Here is an 18,580-nt window from a genome sequence, read left to right on the forward strand (position 1 = left end):
CAGCGTTAGATATCCGCGCGCAGGTCGAATTCTGGTGCCGGCGGGGTGGGGTTGTGTTAAAGAATTAGTCACTGCCGTGCTGAGGCCCGCGCGTCGGCGCCTTCTCGTCCGCCGTTCCCGCGCCCTGCGCTCCCGACCTGAGGTGGCGCGCACCCTCCGCCCGCGCGCCGGCGCGCGCGACGTCCGTCGCGAGCAGCACGAGGAGCGGCAGCGAGTAGGCGAGGGGCAGCGCGTAGCGCACGGACCCGCAGGGTGCCGCCACGAGGACCGCCTCCAGCATCACGAGCGGGGAGACGGCGCAGAAAGTGGGCCCGCGCAGCCTGCCCTCGTCGAGGGCGAACCCCAGCAGCACCACGAGGAGCCAGAAGTAGGTCCCCGGCGTGTAGAGGACGGAGAGGGGCAGCGTGGTGCGCGCCACCTTGAGCAGCATCGTCCCCGCGACGGCGAGCGGCCTCGCCACGTGCTCGGGGATTTCGTCCACGGAGGCGAACCACCCCAGCGCCGCGTGGGCGTCGTCCGGGCTGTTGAAGTAGGGCTTGTCCTCGAGGTAGTAGGTGCCCAGCGTGAACGGGTAGACGCTCATCGTCGTCCTGGCCGCGGCCACGAACGACGTGAGGGGGTGCTCGCGGGCGAGCCCGAGCGCGACCGAGCAGAACTCGCCCACGGACGCCGCGTCCTTCTCGCCCACCACCACGTGGTTCTTCACGGGGTCCGAGACGAGCGGGTTGTAGAGGCCGGCGACCTCGTCGAGCGGGACCGAGAAGGAGCGCTCCAGGACCTCGCGAGAGCCGGCGTCGAGCTCGGCGTCGGCGTGCAGGTTGGCGGCGACCACCTGCATGGGCAGGGAGAGGGCCTCGGCGGGCCCCAGCACCTCGACGCCGCAGGCGGGGACCACGGCGTAGGTCCAGCAGGCGAAGGCGGCGAGGGTCGCGGCGAGGGTGGCCGCGACCTCGCGCCTGCGCGTGAGGAGCAGAAGCACGAGCAGGCCGAAGCCGACGAGGAAGACGCCGTTGTTGCGCGTGAGCGACACGAGGACGCCGTTGGCGAGAAGCGCCCAGGGCGAGAAGAGCCAGCCCCCCTCGACGCGCCCGTCCGCCCCGAGGCGCACGCCCGGCCCTGCAGCCTCGCCGCGCCCGACCGTGGCGGCGAGGTAGAGCTGCAGGCAGAGGAGGGCGACGAGGAAGGCGTGGACGCCGTCCTTGCCGATGGAGACCACGTAGACGGGGATCAGCGGGAACAGCGCGCAGAACGCGAGCGCGAGGTGGAACGCGCGCCCGCGGCCGCGCAGGCGCTCGACCCACAGGCACACCTCGGTGAGCGAGAGGAGGGCGCAGGCGAGCTGCACGAGGGTCATGAGGAGGATCCCCGTCCATCCGCTCGGGTCGACGAGGGTCCCGAGCCGGTAGAGGTTGCCGAAGACCACGGCAACGAAGAAGGGGTAGTGGGTGTCCATGGTGTGGCCCGCGTAGCCGAAGAACTGCGCGAGCTGGATCGACTGGTCGGAGGTGACGGTTCCCGGGAACCACGCGACGAGGTAGGGGAGCCACGCGACGAGAAGGACGAGCGCGATCGCGAGGGGCCCCAGCGGGCGCCGCGCGCCCGCCAGCGAGCCACCAGCCTCCACGTCCTTCTCCGCCACGGCGCCGCGCGACCGGGCCGCCAGCGCCCGCAGGCCGTCGAACGCGAGGCGCACGAGGCACCAGCAAAGCACGAGGTCGCCGGCAAGGACGAGCAGCGACCACGCGAGGAAGCCCGCGGTGCCGGGCAGCTCGTAGGCCTCCATGCCGCTCGCGAAGACCACGGAGCGGAAGCGCAGCATGCCGCCCTCGTCGATGGGCCGCCCGAGGAACACCGTGAGCGCGAGGACGGCCGAGGTCACGCACGACCACGGCGTGAGGCGGGGCCGCCCCGCGCCGCCCGCGCCCGCGCTTGGCGCGCCGAAGAGCGCCCGCCACAGCAGGGGGAGGGCGAGGAGGACCGCGAGCTCGCTCGACAGGTCGAAGGGGCTGACCAGGACCGTCCCGTCGGGCGAGTAGGACGTGGAGACCGCGACGCCCACGAGGGCTGCCGCGACCGCGAACGCCGGTACCCTGAGGTCGCGACGACGCGCCGGGAGCTCCCGCCTCATGCGAGGACCTCGCGCGCGAGCTCGCCGGCGGTGTGCGCGAGCGTGCGCGCTCCGTGCTCCCGCAGGAACCGCTCGTCCCTGAAGCCCCAGGTCACGATGATACAGTCGCACCCTGCGTTTCTGGCGGTCTCGACGTCCACCTCGGAGTCGCCCACGTAGACGGCGTCTGCGGCCGCGACGCCGAAGGCCGTGAGGCAGGCCTCGACCGTGTCGGGCGCCGGCTTCTTGCGGATTCCCTCCGCCTCGCGCTCGCCGACCACGAAGTCGAACTGCCCGGGGAAGAAGCGCTCCACGAGCTCCCGGACGGCGGAGTCGACCTTGTTGGAGACCACGCCGCACCTGACGCCGGCGCCGCGCAGCTCGTCCACCACCTCCGGGACGCCGGGGTAGGGCCGGGTCAGCTCCTGGCAGTGGCCCGCGTAGTAGGACGCGAGCTCCTGGTAGACCGCCTCGCGCCTGCCCTCGTCCACCCCTTCGCCGGCGCTGCGCCAGGCCAGCCTGCGCAGGCCGTCGCCGGTGAAGGCGCGCACGTCGGCGGCGCTCCTGGCGGGCAGACCGCACGACCCGAGCGCGTGATTCACCGCGGCGTGCAGGTCGCCGAGGGTGTCGAGCAGGGTTCCGTCCAGGTCGAATATGGCGGCAGAGTAGGGCATCTCTCCTCCTTGTCGTGTTCCGTGGCCTACATGCTAGCCCGACCCGCCGACCCATGGCGCCCTCGACCGTGCAAACTCCGCTGCGAGCACGTATGATTGCCGAGTAGCGAAACTTCAGGGAGGGGTGGGCCGTGGCCGACTCAGATCAGAATCTGGACCCGAGGGACTCCTCCGAGGCCGGGGTGGCCCAGGGGGGCGCTGTGGACGAGCAGGACCTCGACCCCGCACTCGCGCCGGAGGGCGCAGAGCCCGCCGCGCCGGAGGGCGCCGATGCCGACGCGGCCGACGTGGACCTGCCCGCCGACGCGTCCGCCGATGTCGACGCGGCCGACGTGGACCTGCCCGCCGACGAGTACTGGGACTGCCCTGCCGACGGGCCGGACGAGGACCCGGAGTCCGAGGAGGAGCGCCTCGAGCGCGTGGCCTCCTCCTACTCGCGCGACGCCGCCTCCCGCTACAGCGCCCTCGCGCTCCGCCTCGACCCCGTCGTGGTCGCCGTCGTGGCGGCCCTCGCAGTCATCGCCGTGGGCGCCTTCGCCTTCGTCGGCAACAGCCTGCGCGTGCGCGCCCAGGTCGCCGGGCGCCAACAGGAGGAGCAGACCCAGGTCACGACCGCCGAGGCCGCGCCCGAGGGCCCGGTCGACGTGACGATGGTCGCCGCGGGCGACGTCCTCGTCCAGAGCAGGCTCCTCTCCGCCACTCGGACCGGCACCTCCTCGGACGGCACCAGGACCTACGACTTCAGCTCCGTGCTCAAGCACGTCTCCGACGACGTCAGCGCTGCGGACCTCGCGCTCGTCGCGCACGTCTCGAGCCTGGGCGGACAGGACTTCACGGGCGGCGCCCCCTACGACACCCCGCACGCCCTCGTCCAGGCCGAGCTCGGCGCGGGCTTCGACGGCGTGCTCAAGGCCTCCCCGTACGCGCTCGACGAGGGCTACGAGGGCCTCCACGCCGAGATGGCGTTCTGGGACGCCAACCACTCCGATGTCCCCGTGATCGGCGTCGCGGACCCGGAGGGGACGGACGGCGCGGACCTGGCACGCAAGGTCTACGTCTACCAGAGGGACGGCGTCAAGGTCGCGGTTCTCGACTACACGGCGAGCACCGAGGCGACCATCAGCCCCAAGACGGACTCGGACTACGTCTCCTACCTCAGCGAGGCAAAGGTCCGCGCCGACGTGGCGCAGGCCCAGGAGGCGGGCGCCGACGCCATCGTCGCCTGCGTCGACTGGTGCCTCCAGAGCCCCTCCGAGGTCACGGACGACCAGCGGGAGGTGGCGGAGCTCTTCTCCGAGCTCGGCGTCGACGCGGTCGTCGGCTACGGCACGGGCGTCCTGCAGCCGGTGGAGGTCCTCACCAACGATTCGGGCGAGAAGTGCGCCTGCTTCTACTCCCTCGGGAACTTCCTGTCCTCCTCGGGCAACGAGCACAGCTTCATGGGCGGCCTCGCCAAGCTGACCTTCCACCGCGCGGAGGACGGCAGCTGCCGGCTCTCCTCGGCGGAGCTCGACCCCGTGGTCACGAGGCGCGCGAACGACGCCAACTTCGCGGTCTACCGCGTCGCCGACGCGACCGACACGGTCATGGGCGCCGGCTGGGACACCTGGCTCACTCCGGACTACATGACGCGCTTTCTCGACGGCGTGATGGGACAGGAGAGGGACGCCGACACGGGCACCTACGTGATCGACCTCTCCTAGCCCTGGTCCTGGCCCGTCTGGCCGGGGAGGACGACGGAGGTGTCGGCCTGGATGTCCGGCGCCTCGACGACGGCCGTGGTGTCGTTGGTCGCCCTCACGGTCACGTCCACGCGGGTGACGATCGCGCGCGACGGGTCGAGAAGGACGTCGAGGCAGGCGGCCCCGTCGTCGCCGGTGACGACGGCCTCCTTGGGGACCATCAGCACGTCGTCGATCTCCTGCAGCACGACGGAGGCCGTGGCGGCCGAACCCTGGGTGAGGCGCTCGTCTGGGTCGGAGATGGTCGCGTGGGCGACGAGCGTGCCGCCCTTTGAGGAGAGGGAGTCCACGGTCGTGGTGACGTCGAGGTCGTCGATGCCGTCGAAGGTCACGCGGACCTCCTGGCCCTCCTTGACCCGGCCGGTCTTGCCCTCGGGTACGGGCACTTCGACCACGAGCGAGGAGAGGTCGTCCACGTCGCACAGGCGGGTCGCCGTGGTCACCTCGGTGCCCTGCGCGAGGCCCTTGTCGAGCGAGTGCACCGTGCCGGGGATGGTCGCACGCACGTTGAGCTTGTCGAGCTGCGCCTGGGCGCTGTCGTAGGCGGCCTGGGCGGAGCTTGCGGCCTTGTTGGCGTCGTCGAGCGAGCTCTGGGCGGCGTCCACGATCTTCTGGTCCGCCTCGACCTGCGAGTAGGCGGTGTTGAGGGCGGAGGAGTAGCCCGCGTACTCGATCTGCTTGATGGCGGAGAGCTTGGCGATTGCGGCCGTCACCTTGGCCTGGGTGTCGTCCACGTCCTTCTGCAGGGACTTCAGGGCCTCCTGGTCCGTGCTGCCCGCGTCCTGGGCCTTCTTGAGCGCGTCCTGCGCGTCCTTGAGGTGCGCCATCGTCCCGGCGTCGAGGGAGAGCAGCCCCTCGATCTTGCCCTGGGCGTCGGTCGCGGACTTCTTGACGTCGTCGAGCGCCTTGTTGGCCTCGTCCAGGTCCTTCTGGCGGTCGCTCGCGGTCTGCTTGGCTGCGTCGAGCGTGGACTTGGCCTTGTCCGCCGTGTCGGTCACGGTCTGGTTCTTGAGGGTGAAGAGCACGTCGCCCTCGGCCACAGTGTCGCCCTCCGAGACCCTGACCTGGTCGACGGTGCCGGTGACCTGGGGGGTTATGGAGTCGTGCTGTACGGGCTCGAGCGCCACGGTGGACGTGACGAGGTCGAGGAACTCGCCACGCTGGATCTTCGCGGTGTTGTACTGGGCGACCGGCTCGCCGGCTCCGCCGTGCAGGTAGCCGTAGCCCAGGGCGGCCCCTCCCGCGACGAGCGCAAGGAGGACGGCGACGAAGACCGCCACGCGCGCCTTGTGGTGGCGCCGGCGGATGTCCTCCGTGCTCATCCGCGCGCTTCGGTCCCCGAGGTAGGGCGAGGGGGTGTCGCTCGCGTAGAGCGGCTGGTCGACGGGCATGGCGGCGACCTCGTTGCGCGCGAGGCGCACCGTCTCGCCCCCGTCTGCGCCCGCCGCCCACGCCTCGTCGGGCGAGGCCGCGGGTGCGCCGCCGAGCGAGTCGTCGGGCCCGGCGCCGGCCTCGTCGAGCGGGGCGGGGTAGCCCGCGTCCGCCATGGGCAGCGTGCCGTCCGCGTCGGGGCCGAGAAGGACCGCGGTTTCGTCGGGCTCTGCGCCGGCCGCAGGCCCCTTGGCCGCGGCCCCATCGGTCGAGTCCCCCTTGGCTGCGGGTAGGGTTGCGGAGAGCGGGCTGGTGTCCATCGCGGCCGCCCGCGCCTCGGCGCGGGCCTCGGCCCGGGCCCTGGCGGCGGAGGCCATCTCCTCGCGGAAGATCTCGTCGACGGAGAGGCGGGCGGGCTCCTGCTGTGCGGGCTCCGGGGCGGGTGCGGCGGCGGGCTCGGCCTGCGGCTCGATGGCGCCCCCGAGGGCGCCCTCGGCCTGCGCGTCCTTCTCGGCCACGGGCTCTGGCTCGGGGCGTCCTGCCTTCGGGCGCCGGGCCCCTGCGTGCTCGTCGCGTGCGCTTGCGAAGTGCTTAGCCATGTGCCGATGCCTCTCAGACGCCACGTTCTGCTCCACCACGGTGACTTGCCACCGGACCGTGCCACTGAATAGCACATCTTCTCATGTTTCGGGCGCCGGCGCGCATCCCGGCGCGCCCCGGCGCGGCTTCACCACCGCATCGGCACGATTGCGGCGGGCAGCCGCGCGCCCGCCCCGCCGCCCGGCCGGCCTTCGCCAGCGGCGCGCAAGGGTCGGGGCGGAGCCGCGCGAGAACGTTTACGTCCTTTTCCATTCCGTTAATTGCAGCTTGCGCGCACCTTCGTGCAAGGTCGTAGGAACCTTGCGTAGTACAATGCGAACTCGCGCGACGAAGCGCCGTCTACGCTAGTCGCCGTCTGCTGAGGACCCGCCCGTACGACACGGGGCGGGAGAGACGAGAGGATCCAGATGGACTCTTTTTCCATGCACACGCACACCTGTGGCGAGCTCAGGCCTGCCAACATCGGTGAGACCGTCACGCTCACCGGCTGGGTCTGGCACCGCCGCGACCACGGCGGCCTGATCTTCATCGACCTGCGCGACCGCGCCGGCGTGACGCAGATCTCCTTCGACCCCGAGCACTCCGGCGGCACCGCCTTCCACGCGGCCGAGCACGTGCGCTCCGAGTGGCCGCTCAAGGTCACCGGCACGGTGCGCGAGCGCCCCGAGGGCCAGGACAACGAGAAGCTCGCGACCGGCCAGGTCGAGGTGCTCGTCTCCGAGCTCGAGGTGCTCAACACCTCCAAGACGCCCGCGTTCCAGATCGAGGACCACGTGGACGCCTCCGAGGACGTGCGCCTGCGCTACCGCTACCTCGACATCCGCCGGCCCAAGATGATGGCCAACCTCAAGCTGCGCTCCGACTTCACCTTCGCGCTGCGCGAGGCCTTCCACAAGCGCGAGTTCATGGAGGTCGAGACCCCGGCGCTGTTCAAGTCCACCCCCGAGGGCGCGCGCGACTTCATCGTCCCGAGCCGCACCCAGCCGGGCAACTTCTACGCGCTGCCGCAGTCCCCGCAGCTGCTCAAGCAGCTCCTCATGGTCGGCGGCGTCGAGCGCTACTACCAGGTCGCCAAGTGCTTCCGCGACGAGGACCTGCGCGCCGACCGCCAGCCCGAGTTCACGCAGGTGGACGTCGAGATGAGCTTCGTCGAGCAGGACGACGTGATGGGCATGCTCGAGGGCGTGCTGAAAGACGCCTTCGCCGCCATGGGCGTCGAGATGCAGCTGCCGCTGCGCCGCATCTCCTACTGGGACGCGATGGACACCTACGGCATCGACAAGCCCGACACGCGCTTCGGCATGCGCCTGCACGACGTGACGCCGATCTTCCAGGACTCCAAGTTCAAGCTGTTCGCGAGCGCGGCCAAGACCGAGGGCCTCTACGTCAAGGCCATCAACGCCAAGGGGGCCGGCACCTGGCCGCGCGCCAAGATCGACCGCCTCGCCGACGTCGCCGCAGGCTTCGGCGCCAAGGGCCTCGCCTACATCGCCTTCCGCGAGGACGGCAGCGTGACGAGCCCCATCGTCAAGTTCTTCAGCGACGACGAGATGGCCGCCCTGCGCGCCGAGATGGACGTCGAGCCCGGCGACCTCGTGATGTTCGCGGTGGAGAGCCGCCTCAAGGCCGACGAGATCCTCGGCGGGATGCGCAACCACATGGCAGACGCCCTGGAGCTCCCGCGCGAGGGCCACGACTTCCTGTGGGTCGTTGACTTCCCGCTCTTCCACTGGGACGAGGAGCGCAAGGCGTACGCGTCCGAGCACCAGCCCTTCACCCAGCCGATGGAGTCCGACATCGACAGGCTCGAGAGCGACCCGCTGTCCTGCGGCTCGCACACCTACGACTTCGTGATGGACGGCTACGAGGCGGGCGGCGGCGGCATGCGCATCCACAACGCCGAGCTCCAGATGCGCATCCTCAAGCTCCTCGGCTTCACGGAGGAGCGCGCGGAGGCCCAGTTCGGCTTCCTGATGGAGGCCCTGAAGTTCGGTGCGCCCCCGATGGGCGGCTTCGCCCTCGGCCTCGACCGCGTCTGCATGCTGCTGACCGGCTCCGACTCCATCCGCGAGGTCATGGCCTTCCCCAAGACCAGCTCCGGCTCCGATCTCATGTCTGGCGCCCCGTCGGAGGTCTCCGGCCAGCAGCTCAAGGAGGTCTCGCTGCGCATCCTCTAGGCCTGGGGTAGGATGGGGAGACCACATCCTGAAACCATCCTGGAGGACCCGATGCCAAGGAGCGGACGGCCCGGGCACGCGAGCCCGGGCGAAAGGCACGCCGACGCTAGGAGCGCCAGGGCGCGCGAGAACGACGGTCGCCCCTCCGCCGCCGCCGGCCCCGTGAGGGGCGGCCGCGGCGCGAGGGGCGACCACTTCAGCAGGAGGCCGAGAAGGACGCCCGCCTGGGTGCCCGTCCTCTGCGTGGTGGCCCTCCTCGTCGCCGTCGCGACGGGTGCCTTCGCGCTCGTCGAGGACGGCACGGTCGCGTTGCCGTGGGCCTCCGGGGGCGTGGACGCCGCCGCGGGCGCGGGTGCCGCGGCCGGTGCGGGCTCCGCCGCGGGCGCGGGCTCCACCGCCGGTGCGGGCCCCGCGGCCACCCCCGACGCGCCCCAGGCCGAGCCGACCAAGGTCAGACTGGTCATGGCCGGCGACATCCTGAAGCACATGCTCCTCGTCCAGAGCGGCGCCAAGGCCGACGGTACGTACGACTTCGACCACGTCTACGCGCACGTGACCGACGAGCTCGCCGGCTTCGACCTGCGCGTGGTGAACCAGGAGACCCCGGCGGCAGGCACCTCGCTCGGCCTCTCCGGCTACCCCAGCTTCAACGGGCCGCTCGAGTTCAACGACGCCACGGCCAAGGCCGGCTTCAACGTGGTGCTCAAGGCGACCAACCACGCCATGGACGCGGGCTACGACGGCATCCACAGCGAGCTGGCGTACTGGCGGGAGAAGTACCCTGCCGTCCGGACGCTCGGCGTCGTCGACCGAGAGACGGACGATTCGACCTCCCCGTACGAGCCCTACGTCTACGAGAAGGACGGGCTCAAGGTGGGCCTCCTCAACTTCACCTACGACCTCAACGGCTACCCCGACCCCAAAGACGCCGTGGCCCTTCTCGACTGGGGACACGAGAACGAGGTGCGCGCCGCCATCCGCAAGGCCAAGCAGGAGGCCGATCTCGTGGTGGTCTTCCCGCACTGGGGGACGGAGTACCAGCTCACCCCCTCCGACGAGCAGGAGTCGTGGGCCAAGGTCTTCGCCGAGGAGGGCGTGGACCTGGTGGTCGGAGACCACCCGCACGTGATCGAGCCCGTCGAGGTCCTTACGCGCCCGGACGGCAAGGGCATGCTCTGCTACTGGTCGGTGGGCAACTTCGTCTCGAACCAGAACGACAACCAGAACCTGGTGGGGGGCCTCGCCGAGGTCACCCTCGAGCGGGACGCGGACGGCACCTGCCACGTCGGCGACTACGCGTTCGTGCCGGTCGTCTGCCACAAGGGGTCGGGCGCGGACTTCACGACCTACCTGCTGCGCGACTACACCGATGAGCTCGCAGCCACCAACGCGAGCGTGTACGCCAACAACTCCTCGTGCACGGTGGAGTGGGTGGACGGCTTCTGCGCACAGGTGCTGGGCAGCGCCTACGACCCGGGCGCGCATGAGCTTCGGGGCACGGTCACGGGCGACGGCGGCACCGCCGGCGGGGACGCCGCCTCGGGCGACGGCGGTCTGGCTGACGCGGCGTAGCGCGCCCACAGCCGGCGGCCCCGCACCTAGCGCGACTTCACCCTGATCACCACATAGCGGGCGACGAACAGGCAGAAGAGCACCACGTGCGAGACGAGGTAGGCCCAGACGGCGCCGTCGAAGCCGAGGGTCCGCACGAGCGCGAAGCTGAGCACCAGCGCCACGCCGAACCCGACGAGGTAGATGAGCGTGGCGGCGCTCTGGTAGCGCAGGACCGTGAGGATCTGGAAGAGGAAGTCCGCCCCCGCGGCGAGTCCGCCCGCGACCACCATGAGGTAGGACTGCGTGCGGAACCGCTCGAAGTCCGTGGCGTAGAGCAGCCCGTTGAGCGGCACGCCGATGAGTCCGGTGAAGACGAGCATGACCGCGACGATCACGGCGACGAGGGCCAGCATACCGACGATGACGAGGTCGAAGCGGGCCCGCCTGCCGCGGTCCGCCCAGATGGTGGAGAGGCGCACGATCTGCGGCTTGTAGACGAGCCCCGCCATCATGAGGATGGAGTTCGAGCAGAAGTAGATGGCGTTGAAGTAGGTCTGGTTGTCGTAGCTGAGGCTGCCCTCCATCACGAACTTGGGGACGTTGTCGATCAGCGCGTAGAGGAAGACGCCGGCGAAGGCGGGGAAGCAGTCGACGAAGAGCTCCTTGACCTCGACGAGCTCGGGGGCGCGCGACTTCGGCGTCTCGAAGAGCGTGAGCGGCAGCGTCACCACGAAGAAGCTCGCCACCGCGCAGACGGCCATGGCCACGGAGGCCACCTGGAGGCTGCGGGTGACGAAGAGCAGCACGGTGAAGACGACGACCGCGAGCACCGAGCGGATGCCCATGGAGATCCCGGCGAGGTAGAGCTTGTCGACCTGCTGCAGGCGCCCCTCGTAGACGTCGGCGAGGGCGTCGACCATGCGGTAGGTGAAGACGGCGAGGCAGATGGCGTACATGGGTCCCGAGTAGCCGCGCGCGCGGCAGTAGAGGTAACCCACGCCCATCATGAGCGCGCAGGTCACGACGCGCTGGATCACGTAGGCCGAGAAGGACTCGTTCTCCTCAAGGTCGGAGACCTGGAAGGTGCGCACGCCGTAGTTGCCGATGTACATGAGCATGGTCGCCGTGACGAACGCCATGGTGAACATGCCCGCGTCCTCGGCTCCCGCGAGCTGCGTGGCGACGACGGTCAGGAGGGGGAAGAGCACGCCCCAGGCCCCCTGCCCGATTGTGTTGAGGACGTAGTCCAGGGTGCCCTGGCTGGAGGCGTAGAGCTCGGTTTGCTCGCTGAACGAACGGTCGTAGACCGCCTCGATCAGGCGGTTCCACCAGTGCTCGGCGAGCTGGCGGGCCCTGTGCTCGTGCCGCTCGGGCCGCACCCCCGCGCCCGCCGCGCCTGCCGCCCCGGCCGTGGTGCCCCAGGGTTCGCCTGCCCCGCGCACCCCGCCGCGCCCGGCCTCGCGTCCGTCCGCCTTTCTCCGCTTGAGCATGGCCCGACCTCCCTCGCGCCGCGCCCAGGCGCGGCAGGCTCACTCGCATACGCGACAATTGTAGGGCTCGCCCGCCCCGCCCGCCGCGCGGACCCGCGCGTCCTTCTCGTGTCGGTTGGGTTAAGTGCGTATGTAACGGGCTTGTATCCGCGTCCGCGCATATATCATGGTTCCGCACACGAGCTCTGCCCACACGGCAGCGCTCACGCTGCTACGTGCCCGGTCACGGGCAGGAGGGGATGACCATGCAGCAAGAAATCACGGGCCGCCCGGGCCCCGAGGAGGAGTCCGAGCAGGCGCTCGCGGCTGCCTCGCTCAAGGACCTCAGCATGCCCGACGGGCTCAAGGCCAACATGGCCCTGTTCCTGCGCCTCGTCCGCAAGGTGCTCGGGGAGTACGACACGGGCCTGCGCAAGTCCTTCGACGTCCTGCTGGCCGACATGCTCGCGGCCAACGACGAGAGCGCCTCGCCGGAGGAGGTCAGGGAGGCCTTCGCCCGCGCCGCCCGCCTCATAGACTCGATGACGCTGCGCGAGTGCCAGCTCGTGACCAGAGCCTTCACCACCTACTTCCACCTGGCCAACATCGCGGAGGAGGACTACCGAGTCAGCTCGCTGCGCACGCGCGAGCGCCAGGTGGACGTCAGCTCCGAGGACGACCCCATCAACACGATCACCGTCGCCTACCGCCGCCTGATCGAGGAGACCGACAAGGGGGAGGCGGACGAGAAGCTCCGCCGCCTCGAGTTCCGCCCGGTCTTCACGGCCCACCCGACCGAGGCGCGCCGCAAGGCCGTGACCGGCAAGATCAGGCGCATCGCGGCCCTTCTCGCCCGCCGGCCGCAGCTGGGCGGCCCGGAGCTCCTGGAGAACGAGCGCCGCATGCTGCAGGAGATCGACGCGCTCTTCCGCACGTCGCCCATCGCCATCAAGAAGCCGACCCCCGTCGAGGAGGCCGACACGATCATCGACATCTTCGACAACACCCTGTTCGAGATGATCCCCAAGGTGTACCGCCGCTTCGACGACTGGGAGCTGGGCGAGAAGGCCGGCTGCGTGCCGCCCGTCTGCCCTGCGTTCTTCCACCCGGGCAGCTGGATCGGCTCGGACCGCGACGGCAACCCCAACGTCACGGCCAAGGTGAGCCTGCGCGTGGCCGAGAAGTTCCGCGGGCACATGCTGCGCACGCTGGCCGACGCCACCAGGACCGTGGGCAGGAACCTCACCGAGGAGACCATGACCACGAGCCCCTCGCGCGACCTCCTGAACCTCTGGAGCCACCAGGTCGAGATGAGCGAGGTCCTGACAGCCCGCGCCGAGGCCCTCTCCACGAGCGAGCCGCACCGCGCCGTCATGCTCGTGATCGCGAACCGCCTCGAGGCCACGATCACGCGCACGGCCGACCTCATGTACGACTCCTGCGACGAGTACCTCGACGACCTGCGCTGCGTCCAGGACTCCCTGGCCAGCTGCGGTGCCGTCCGGGAGGCCTACGGCCCGCTGCAGACGCTCATCTGGCAGGCCGAGACCTTCGGCTTCAACATGGTCGAGATGGAGTTCCGCCAGCACTCGCTCGTGCACAGCCGCGCCCTCGCGGACATCCGCGAGCACGGCCGCTGGGGCGAGCGTGGCGAGCTCGCGCCCATGACGCGCGAGGTGCTCGACACCTTCCGCGCGATCGCGAACATCCAGCGACGCAACGGCGTCAACGCGGCGCGCCGCTACATCATCTCCTTCACCAAGAGCGCGCAGAACGTCGCCGACGTCTACGAGCTCGCTCGCCTTGCCTTCGCGCACGAGCAGGACGTGCCGACCCTCGACGTGATCCCCCTGTTCGAGCAGGTCGAGGACCTCGAGGGCGCCGTCGAGACGCTCGACAAGATGATCCAGCTCCCTGACGTGCGCCGCCGCCTGGACGAGACCAGCCGCAGGCTCGAGGTCATGCTCGGCTACTCCGACTCCTCCAAGGACGCCGGTCCCACCTCCGCGACGCTCGTTCTGCACGACGCCCAGCGCCGCATAGCCGAGTGGGCGGAGCGCAACGACATAGACCTCATCCTCATGCACGGTCGCGGTGGCGCGGTCGGCCGCGGCGGCGGTCCGGCCCACCACGCGGTGCTCGCCCAGCCCAAGGGCTCGGTCAACTGCCGGTTCAAGCTCACCGAGCAGGGAGAGGTCATCTTCGCGCGCTACGGCGACCCCACGCTCGCGAGGCGCCACGTGGAGGAGGTCGCGGCGGCGACGCTGCTCAACTCCGCGCCGAGCATCGAGTGGGTCAACACCGAGACCACGCAGCGCTACGCCGACATGGCCGCCGAGCTCGAGCGCGAGTCGCGCGAACACTACTGCGACCTGCTCAACACCGAGGGCTTCGCCGAGTGGTTCTCGACCGTGACCCCCCTGACGGAGATCGGCCTGCTGCCGATCGGCTCGCGCCCCGCCAAGCGCGGCCTCGGAGCCAAGTCCCTGGACGACCTGCGCACGATTCCCTGGATCTTCTCCTGGTCCCAGGCCAGGATCAACCTCGCCGCGTGGTACGGCCTCGGCACCGCCTGCGAGAGGCTCGACGACCTGGAGCTGCTCCGCAAGGCCTACGCGGAGTGGCCGCTCTTCACGACCTTCGTGGACAACATCGAGATGTCGATCGCAAAGACCGACGACGAGATCGCCCAGATGTACCTGGGCCTCGGTGACAGGGAGGACCTGTCCGAGAAGGTCATGGAGGAGATGCGCCTCACGCGGAAGTGGGTGCTCGCCATCATAGGGGAGAAGTGGCCGCTCGAGCATCGCAAGGTGCTGGGTCCCGTGGTCCACGCCCGCCTGCCGTTCGTGAACGCCCTCTCGCTCCTGCAAGTCTCCGCCCTCAAGAAGGTGCGGCTCGACAACGACAAGCTCACGCCCGAGGAGCGCGAGCGGCTGATCTTCCTCATCCTCTGCACCGTCTCCGGCGTCGCTGCCGGTCTGCAGAACACGGGGTGATGTGTCGTCGGCCCGAGGGGCCGGACGAATGAGGCCTAGGGACGTACGAAGGGGACCCCGGGGAGCGCTCGCTCCCCGGGGTCCCTTGCGTGCGCGTGGACGACCGCGCGCACGGCGAGCGAGACGCCTGCCCAGGGCCAACCAAAATGATATAAGTCAAATAACATATAACGGCAGGTAGAGGGCGGAGAAAATAGTTAGCTATTTACAACTTCTCCCTTGCACCATAAGTTAGGCGACGTATACTCACAAGAGTTAACCGTGGGTGTTAGTGCGCCTTGCGCAGGCACCGTCCAGACAGGAGTGGTAGCCATGACCGATATGGTCTCCGAAGCCGTCGCGATGGGAGGGGGAGGGACCATGCCCGCACGCACGAGGGTCACGGGTGCCCAGCTGCCCTTGTCGCTCGTACACGAGGGGAGCACCGTCGTGGTCTCTCGCGTGAGGGGCGGCTCCGAGCTCCGCCAGCACCTCGCGGAGCTCGGCTTCGTCGAGGGCGCCGAGGTGAAGGTCGTCTCACGCGTCAACGGAGACGTGATCGTCTCCGTAAAGGGCGCGACCTTCGGCATCGGCCGCGACATGGCGAAGCACATCACCACGGCGTAGCCCACGGCAGGGCCCTCGGTAGGGCCCACGGCTGGGCATTCTCGACAACTTGGCGTCCCAGTGGGGCCGGGAGGTACCGGCCAGGGACAGCCTTGGAACTACTACGAGGGGAGGACACATGAGGACCCTGAGGGACGTGAAGGTCGGCCAGAGCTGCAAGGTGGTCGGCCTTGGCGGTGGCGGCGCCATCAAGCGCCGCATCATGGACATGGGCATCACCAAGAACGCGCGCATCCACGTGCGCAAGGTTGCCCCGCTCGGCGACCCGATCGAGGTCACGGTGCGCGGCTACGAGCTCTCGCTCCGCAAGGACGAGGCCCAGAACGTGCAGGTCGAGCTCGAGGCATAGGCCCGGCGGGCGACCCTCCCGCGGTTCCGCAGCGGAGGCGTCGCAAGCACCAAGAAGGCAGGGCGCGGCCCAGCCCGCGCCACAACAAGGAAGGCACCAATGGCGGAAAAGACTTACATCGGCCTTGCCGGCAACCCGAACTGCGGCAAGACCACGCTCTTCAACGAGCTCACCGGCTCCAACGGCTACGTCGGCAACTGGCCGGGCGTCACGGTGGAGAAGAAGCAGGCGGAGTGGAAGGCCGACAAGAGCGTGACCTTCGTCGACCTGCCCGGCATCTACTCGCTCTCCCCGTACTCCCCCGAGGAGGTCGTCTCGCGCGACTACCTCGTCAACGAGAAGCCCGACGCGATCATCGACCTCGTCGACGTGACCAACCTGGAGCGCAACCTCTACCTCACGACCCAGGTGCTCGAGGCCGGCCGTCCCACGGTGATAGGCCTCAACATGTGCGACCTGCTCAAGGAGCGCGGCGACGTCATCGACGTCCCCGCCCTCTCCGAGCGCCTTGGCGCCCCGGTCGTGGAGGTGTCCGCCCTGCACAACAAGAACCTCAAGGGACTCGTGGAGAAGGCCGTCGAGGCCGCCCGCGAGGGTCGGGCGAACGGTGGCACCAGGTGCTTCTCGCCTGAGGTCGAGGACGCGCTGGAAGCGATCTCCGCGCTGGTCGAGGGCTCCTGCGCGCCCGAGCTCGTCCGCTGGTACTCCATCAAGGTCTTCGAGCGCGACGCCGAGGCGATCAGGCCCCTCGGCCTCTCGGCCGAGGCCCTCGGCGAGGCGGAGGCCGCGATCAAGGCCGTGGAGGAGGAGCGCGACGACGACGCGGAGTCGATCGTCACGAGCGACCGCTACGACTGGATCGCCGACGTGATGGAGGCCTGCGTCAAGAAGGCCCCCAAGAAGCTCACCACCTCCGAGAAGATCGACCGCGTCGTGACCAACCGCATTGCCGGCCTGCCCATCTTCGTCGCCGTCATGATCGCGGTCTACTGGTTCGCGCTGGTCGCCGTCGGCACCCCGGCGACCGACTGGGTCAACGACAACCTCTTCTCCGACGGCTTCTTCGTGAACGCCGCCTCCGCCGCGCAGTTCGACGAGGACGACGGCGCCTGGCAGGACATGCACTACGCGGACCAGATCTCCGGCTACATCGCGGCGGCCGAGGAGGCGGGCGTCGACACCGACGGCGTCGAGGACGCCATCGACGCGACGGACAGGACCGCCGACGACGACGCCACGATCGCCGCCTTCGAGCAGGCCGCCGAGGCCGCGGGCGTCGTCGCGACCGACGTGCCCGTCACCGACTCGGACGGCAACTACGTCGACACCGATGGCGGGATCGTGACCAGGCTCGACGAGGACGGCAACCCGGTGCTCGCCGCCGGCCAGGAGCTCGAGGTCCTGCCGACCGTCACCGCCGCGGACTTCGCGACCGCGGTCGACACCCCCGAGCCCGACCAGCACGACTACGAGGGCTGGGTGGACTCCATCCCGACGGCAGCGACGGACGCCCTCGAGGCGGCCGGCGCCTCCCCGGTGGTGCAGTCCCTGGTGGTCGACGGCGTCATCGGCGGCGTGGGATCAGTCCTGGGCTTCATCCCGCAGATCTTCGTCCTCTTCATCGCCCTGTGCTTCCTCGAGGACTGCGGCTACATGAGCCGCGTGGCCTTCGTCATGGACCGGCTGTTCCGCCGCTTCGGCCTGTCCGGCAAGTCCTTCATCCCCATGATCGTCTCCTCCGGCTGCGGTGTGCCGGGCGTGCTCTCCACGAAGACCATCGAGAACGAGCGCGACCGCCGCATGACGGCCATGCTCACCACCATGATCCCGTGCTCGGCCAAGCTGCCGATCATCGCCCTGGTCATGGGCGTACTCGTCGGTGACGACAACGGTGCGTGGTGGGTCGCCCCGATGTTCTACTTCATGGGCATCGTCGCAATCATCATTTCTGCGGTCATGCTCAAGAAGACCAAGCCCTTCGAGGGCGAGCCCGTCCCGTTCGTGATGGAGCTGCCCGACTACCACTTCCCGGCGATTCGCTCCTGGGCTCTGCACGTGTGGGAGCGCGTCTCGGCCTACGTAAAGAAGGCTGGCACGATCATCTTCGCCGCCGCCGTCGGTATCTGGGTGCTGTCCAATTTCGGCATCGCAGGATGGGAAGGCGGCACGGGCGCCTTCGGGTTCCTCCCCGGCATGGAGGGCGCGCCCGAGACCTACATGGACTACTCCGTGCTCGCCGGCGTCGGCGGCGCGCTGAGCTTCCTGTTCGCCCCGCTCGGCTTCGGCAACTGGATGGCCACTGCCTCGACCATCTCCGCCCTCATCGCCAAGGAGAACCTCGTCTCCACCTTCGGCGTGCTCTACGGCATCGGTTCTGATGCGAGCGAGAACTCCGTCACCATGTGGCAGGGCTTCGCCAGCATGTTCACCGTCGGCGGCACGCTGCACGCCGGTGCCATGTGCGCCTTCGTGGCCTTCAACATGCTGTGCGCCCCGTGCTTCGCGGCAATGGGCACGATCCGCCGGCAGATGGACTCCGCCAAGTGGACGGCCTTCGCCATCGGGTACGAGTGCGTCTTCGGCTGGGTGATCGGCCTCCTCATCAACCAGCTCTACGAGCTGGTCGCCTTCGGAAGCTTCGGGTTCTGGACCGTCGTGGCCTTCGTGCTGCTCGCCGCCATGCTCTTCCAGATCTTCCGTCCGACCCCCAAGTGGGACAAGAAGGACGACAAGATCCTCGAAAGCCTGGACGGCCAGGTGGCATAGTCACGGCGCCCCTGTCGCCCGGCTAGCAGCCGGCTCCGACGGGGGAGATGACGTACAGTTTCTTTCGCAAATGTTGAGAACCGAATAGACCCAGTCCCGCGACAGGGACATGGCCCCGCTGACGGTAGGATGGTAAGTCGCCAAACAAAACCAACTGCCGAAGGAG

Annotated in this window: 11 protein-coding genes; 7 read left to right on the forward strand and 4 right to left on the reverse strand. The window is 69.5% G+C overall.

Annotated elements, in window-relative coordinates:
• Positions 1-64: 64 nt before the first annotated feature.
• Positions 65-2,128 (reverse strand): DUF6020 family protein, encoded by a 2,064-nt coding sequence (locus tag VXJ25_RS08565; protein WP_330958796.1) that lies wholly within the window; start codon positions 2,126-2,128, stop codon positions 65-67.
• Positions 2,125-2,781, reverse strand: a complete 657-nt coding sequence (locus VXJ25_RS08570; protein WP_330958797.1) for an HAD family hydrolase — start codon at positions 2,779-2,781, stop codon at positions 2,125-2,127. Before VXJ25_RS08570 ends, VXJ25_RS08565 begins: the two co-directional genes overlap by 4 nt.
• A 131-nt stretch (positions 2,782-2,912) precedes the next feature.
• Here VXJ25_RS08570 and VXJ25_RS08575 point away from each other — a divergent pair, with 131 nt between their 5' ends.
• Entirely contained in the window at positions 2,913-4,484 is a 1,572-nt protein-coding gene (locus VXJ25_RS08575; RefSeq protein WP_330958798.1) for a CapA family protein, read from the forward strand.
• On the opposite strand, the gene VXJ25_RS08580 is transcribed toward VXJ25_RS08575, so the two are convergent.
• A complete protein-coding gene (locus VXJ25_RS08580; protein ID WP_330958799.1) occupies positions 4,481-6,493 on the reverse strand; it encodes an efflux RND transporter periplasmic adaptor subunit in 2,013 nt (670 codons plus the stop codon). The two genes, VXJ25_RS08575 and VXJ25_RS08580, sit on opposite strands and share 4 nt — an antisense overlap.
• A gap of 408 nt (positions 6,494-6,901) precedes the next feature.
• On the opposite strand from VXJ25_RS08580, the gene aspS reads away from it, so the two are divergent.
• Together aspS and VXJ25_RS08590 are read left to right on the forward strand one after the other, a co-directional pair.
• Positions 6,902-8,671: an aspartate--tRNA ligase gene (gene aspS, locus VXJ25_RS08585; RefSeq protein WP_330958800.1), complete on the forward strand. Its 1,770-nt coding sequence runs from the start codon at positions 6,902-6,904 to the stop codon at positions 8,669-8,671.
• A 51-nt stretch (positions 8,672-8,722) separates the two neighbouring features.
• Complete coding sequence (locus tag VXJ25_RS08590) at positions 8,723-10,243, forward strand: CapA family protein (RefSeq protein ID WP_330958801.1); 1,521 nt, start codon at positions 8,723-8,725, stop codon at positions 10,241-10,243.
• Positions 10,244-10,269: 26 nt separating this feature from the next.
• On the opposite strand, the gene VXJ25_RS08595 is transcribed toward VXJ25_RS08590, so the two are convergent.
• The gene (locus tag VXJ25_RS08595; RefSeq protein WP_330958802.1) at positions 10,270-11,715 is read right to left on the reverse strand and encodes a lipopolysaccharide biosynthesis protein; all 1,446 of its coding nucleotides are present in this window, start codon (positions 11,713-11,715) and stop codon (positions 10,270-10,272) included.
• Between the two features lie 245 nt (positions 11,716-11,960).
• On the opposite strand from VXJ25_RS08595, the gene VXJ25_RS08600 reads away from it, so the two are divergent.
• The 4 genes from VXJ25_RS08600 (at position 11,961) to feoB (ending at position 18,414) form a co-directional block, all read left to right on the forward strand.
• Positions 11,961-14,693, forward strand: a complete 2,733-nt coding sequence (locus VXJ25_RS08600; protein WP_330958803.1) for a phosphoenolpyruvate carboxylase — start codon at positions 11,961-11,963, stop codon at positions 14,691-14,693.
• 312 nt (positions 14,694-15,005) lie between these two features.
• On the forward strand, positions 15,006-15,299 hold the full coding sequence (locus VXJ25_RS08605; RefSeq protein WP_330958804.1) for a FeoA family protein: 294 nt from the start codon (positions 15,006-15,008) through the stop codon (positions 15,297-15,299).
• A gap of 118 nt (positions 15,300-15,417) precedes the next feature.
• Complete coding sequence (locus VXJ25_RS08610) at positions 15,418-15,648, forward strand: FeoA family protein (protein WP_330958805.1); 231 nt, start codon at positions 15,418-15,420, stop codon at positions 15,646-15,648.
• A gap of 99 nt (positions 15,649-15,747) precedes the next feature.
• Positions 15,748-18,414, forward strand: coding sequence for a ferrous iron transporter B (feoB, locus tag VXJ25_RS08615; protein ID WP_330958806.1), 2,667 nt, complete (start codon positions 15,748-15,750; stop codon positions 18,412-18,414).
• The last annotated feature ends 166 nt before the right edge of the window (positions 18,415-18,580 follow it).

The organism is Olsenella absiana (assembly GCF_036408855.1).
Taxonomy (GTDB): domain Bacteria; phylum Actinomycetota; class Coriobacteriia; order Coriobacteriales; family Atopobiaceae; genus Olsenella_K; species Olsenella_K absiana.

What these genes read in the sequence shown, in the direction of transcription:
- VXJ25_RS08570 (WP_330958797.1), bottom strand. Translation starts at nt 2,781, where the DNA reads ATGCCCTACTCTGCCGCCATATTCGACCTGGACGGAACCCTGCTCGAC.
- VXJ25_RS08605 (WP_330958804.1), top strand. Translation starts at nt 15,006, where the DNA reads ATGACCGATATGGTCTCCGAAGCCGTCGCGATGGGAGGGGGAGGGACC.
- VXJ25_RS08600 (WP_330958803.1), top strand. Translation starts at nt 11,961, where the DNA reads ATGCAGCAAGAAATCACGGGCCGCCCGGGCCCCGAGGAGGAGTCCGAG.
- VXJ25_RS08610 (WP_330958805.1), top strand. Translation starts at nt 15,418, where the DNA reads ATGAGGACCCTGAGGGACGTGAAGGTCGGCCAGAGCTGCAAGGTGGTC.
- feoB (WP_330958806.1), top strand. Translation starts at nt 15,748, where the DNA reads ATGGCGGAAAAGACTTACATCGGCCTTGCCGGCAACCCGAACTGCGGC.
- VXJ25_RS08595 (WP_330958802.1), bottom strand. Translation starts at nt 11,715, where the DNA reads ATGCTCAAGCGGAGAAAGGCGGACGGACGCGAGGCCGGGCGCGGCGGG.
- aspS (WP_330958800.1), top strand. Translation starts at nt 6,902, where the DNA reads ATGGACTCTTTTTCCATGCACACGCACACCTGTGGCGAGCTCAGGCCT.
- VXJ25_RS08580 (WP_330958799.1), bottom strand. Translation starts at nt 6,493, where the DNA reads ATGGCTAAGCACTTCGCAAGCGCACGCGACGAGCACGCAGGGGCCCGG.
- VXJ25_RS08565 (WP_330958796.1), bottom strand. Translation starts at nt 2,128, where the DNA reads ATGAGGCGGGAGCTCCCGGCGCGTCGTCGCGACCTCAGGGTACCGGCG.
- VXJ25_RS08590 (WP_330958801.1), top strand. Translation starts at nt 8,723, where the DNA reads ATGCCAAGGAGCGGACGGCCCGGGCACGCGAGCCCGGGCGAAAGGCAC.